We start from the raw sequence: 3,437 nt of genomic DNA, 5'->3' as shown, positions 1-3,437 counted from the left end.
CATAACCCCGACAGAATACGCCGCACTTCATGGATTACAGAACACCTGAAAGCGTCCCTTTCGAATGGCAAGTAGGCGATGTCATCTTAAACCGCTACGAAGTCCGCGAGAAGCTCGAGGGTGGAGGAATGGGGATTGTTTATCGGATCTACCACCGCGAATGGAACATGGAGCTGGCGGTAAAATCCCCTCGTGCGGAATTCTTCGAGAACGACTGCCAGAAGAAGGATTTTGAGCGTGAAGCGGAAACTTGGGTCCACCTTGGCCTGCACGCGCACATTGTTACTTGTTACTATGTGCGCCGCTTCGGCGGAGTTCCGCACTTGTTTGCGGAGTATGTCGAAGGAGGGTCGCTTGCCGACTGGATCAAGAATGGCCGTTTATATGAAGGAGACTCCAATACTCGAATGTTGAGAGTACTCGATATAGCGATTCAGATTGCGTCCGCGCTGACGTTTGCGCATGGGAAAGGCCTAGTTCATCAAGATGTGAAACCCGCGAATATCTTGATGGCACCTAATGGCACCGCCAAGCTCTCTGATTTTGGACTGGCACGGGCTCGTTCGTTTCTGAAGCCATTGGGCAAATCAAGAATCGATATTCCAGGGGCAACCGTATGGGTGGAAAACGCAGGTATGTTAACACCTGAGTACGCTTCCCCAGAGCAGTTTCGAGGCGAGCCATTATCCTCTCGTTCGGACATCTGGAGTTGGGCTCTGGTAGTGCTCGAGATGATGCAAGGTGAGCGTGGATGGGTGGACGGAAGATTCGGCCCTGATGCTTTATCTGCGCATTACGGCACAGAAGTGAAGTCCGATCCGGTTGCTCTACTTTTGGCTGAGCACCTTATTTCAAACGCCACATTCAGACCACATAGCCTGCAAAGAGCTATCGACACTTTGAGCTTGGTTGCTCGCTCAATAAGCCCAAAATTCCAGATCAAACCTTTGGATTCATTCGTAACGACTGCCGATGACCTAAATAACAAAGGCGTATCTTTACTGGAACTGGGAAGGCAGGCGGAAGCGGTTTCTGCGTTTGATAAGGCTATCTCGTTGAATGAAAAGCACTTGGAGTCTAGCTACAATAGGGCGTTGTTTCTTTGGCGGATCGGCAAGATAAAGGAAAATGCTTTTTGGCAAAATGTAAGCGTTGGGTTTCCTTTAAACGCCAGAGAAAGCTACCTGATGGGGTTATGGCATATTGAAGCTGGCGATCTTGATCATGGAACAGCACTTTTAAATTCAGCGCTTTCCTTTGGCACATTAGAGCCAGGAGAGCAGTTCTCGGCCCGAAGTACTCTGAATTCTATTTCAAAGAGTCTTTGTGGTAGAACACATTTGAAAGGAATGATTGGCAACGCCACTGCTTTGGCATTTTCAGCAGATCATGCAAAAGCAATTGCCTGTGGTGGGGCTTGGAAAAGCGATGAGAAAAGATATTTGTACATCAATTTAAAAGTGTGGGAATTAAGCACGGACAAATGTGTATCTAATGCCAAAGGGCATTCAGAACCAATACTCTGCGTTATGACCACGAGTGATTCACAGATTGCAATAACTGGCAGTTCAGACAAAACAGTTGGCATCTGGGATCTAAAAAGTGGGAGTTGCAGTTCACTTTTGAAAGGGCACGCCGGGGCAGTGAACTCCGTCGCAATTACCCGAGACGATTCACTTATTTTATCAGGAAGCGAAGATGGTACTATTCGAGCATGGGAAATTAATTCCAGGCGAATGTTTAAGGTATTTGGCGAACACTTTGGTCCAGTGAAAACGGTTGCTGTCTCCACTTCAATTGGAGCTTCGGCTTGTGACGCTAACACTAAGATTTGGTCTGTGATTAACGGAAAAACTTTGGCGACTCTACCTTTTGGATCTCACAGTTTGGCAATCTCGAACAATGAGAAATTTATGCTTGCTGCTTCGACTCTGCGGCTGCGTCTAATTGAGATTGGTACTACTGATGTAATTCAAGACATTGAAGTTCCGGGCGGAGCTTGCTCATTCGCAGCATTATCAATTGATGGCCTTTGGGGCCTTTCAGTGGGAAAGGATATTCGCTTCTGGGATATGAGGTCAGGGAGGTGTAGCCAAGTGATCCACGTAAAAGCTATCCAAGCCGGTTTTTTGAGCGGCAGTAGGTGGTGGTATAGAACCAAAGAGTGTATTCAAATAGCTGAAAAGTTTCTCGGTTTCTCTAGCCCATACGCTTTATCCCGACCGCCCAAGCCCACAAGGCACGATCTATTTACTCCGTAACACTGGGCGGCTTGCTGGCACCAGAAGTCTCAATCCACAAAGTTCTGTCGAATTCTCGGCTCCTCCACCAGCGCCTTGCTGAGGGTCTGCCCGAGTGGATGGTGAAGGAACTCCTCCAGGCCAAGGCGCAGCACGAGGCGGTTGGGGATGGCGAGGGGGCGGATCGCCAGCAGCGTGTCCGCGGCGCGGCGAACCATCTCGGGGCCGTCGATGCCTTGGCCCCACAGGGTCTTCACGATGACCACGAGGGCCACGGCGGTGCTGCGGGAGCGCCCGGCCCAGCACTGGACGAGCAGTGGCTCGCGCCCGCTCTGCGCCACGAAGCGCAGGATGCCCTGCAAGTGCGCCGGTTTCGGCCCGTGGCCGTGCGTGCCCTCCGGCGTGAAGACATCCTCAAACACCACGGCATGCGCTTTCCGGGCGTGGGTGAGCACCGCCTCCGGGTGGTGGGGCTCGCGTATGCTGATGACCTGCCAGCGCCCCGGATCAGCCGCGAGAAACGGCTCGATTTCGGCATGGTGGCAGACGGCAAGCTCCCGCTGGAGGCAGTCAATGAACATGAGGTGAGATAGCACAGCTGCAGCCCTATCTCAAACACACTCCAGGCTGCTCACCACGGTCACGGTGAGGGTTCACGTGTCGCGGTGCGCAGAAATCCCTGCGAGTCGAGTCCGCCAAAGCCTTTAGCGGCCAGTTGTTCCCGGAGGCTGTCCAATGCCGCAGCGGCGGCTTTATGGACCGCCTGCTTGGAGACACCCAATCGCTCGCCGATCTCGGCGTAGCTGTGCCCCTCAGCGACAAGAGCGAGGATTTGCTGAGTCCGTGCAGGCAGTGAGGCCAGCAAATTTTCCAACACACGACGACTCTCCTGCGAGCGGACCTGGCTCAGCACATCCTGAAACTCATCCGGCAGCCGCTGGCTGGGCGCGGTGCTGCCAGTCGTAGTGAACGCTGCGAGGGCGAGGTCGGCTTCCGGCAGATGCTGCTGGGCATGACGAACTTCCTTTTGATGCAGCGAGTTCAGCGCATTCCGAATGGCCCGAGCTGCATACGCCTCAAACGCTCCGCGTGCCGGATCAAACGCCAGCGACGCCCGATGCAGCGCCGCATGCGCTACGGCACGCACGTCATCGACGGTCATGCCGGGAATGTTCGCATAACCGCCCGCGATCTTAT

Annotated in this window: 3 protein-coding genes; 1 reads left to right on the top strand and 2 read right to left on the bottom strand. The window is 53.3% G+C overall.

Translation table 11 applies throughout. The features are described from left to right. Nucleotides 1-29: 29 nt before the first annotated feature. Nucleotides 30-2,261, top strand: a complete 2,232-nt coding sequence (locus ACIREA_RS28900) for a protein kinase (protein ID WP_397385788.1) — start codon at nt 30-32, stop codon at nt 2,259-2,261. 29 nt (nt 2,262-2,290) lie between these two features. Here ACIREA_RS28900 and ACIREA_RS28895 read toward each other — a convergent pair whose 3' ends face one another. Further along, complete coding sequence (locus tag ACIREA_RS28895; RefSeq protein ID WP_397385787.1) at nt 2,291-2,821, bottom strand: hypothetical protein; 531 nt, start codon at nt 2,819-2,821, stop codon at nt 2,291-2,293. Nucleotides 2,822-2,880: 59 nt separating this feature from the next. Next, the coding region (locus tag ACIREA_RS28890; protein ID WP_397385786.1) for an RNA polymerase sigma factor at nt 2,881-3,437 on the bottom strand (557 nt) is incomplete at its 5' end.

The sequence above is a fragment of the Prosthecobacter sp. genome, from assembly GCF_044373815.1.
GTDB lineage: Bacteria > Verrucomicrobiota > Verrucomicrobiia > Verrucomicrobiales > Verrucomicrobiaceae > Prosthecobacter.
Note: the sequence above shows the minus strand (reverse complement) of the source record. Positions and strands in the feature narration are given on the sequence as shown.

Coding starts and splice junctions, on each gene's coding strand:
- ACIREA_RS28900 (WP_397385788.1), top strand. CDS start 30: ATGGATTACAGAACACCTGAAAGCGTCCCTTTCGAATGGCAAGTAGGC.
- ACIREA_RS28895 (WP_397385787.1), bottom strand. CDS start 2,821: ATGTTCATTGACTGCCTCCAGCGGGAGCTTGCCGTCTGCCACCATGCC.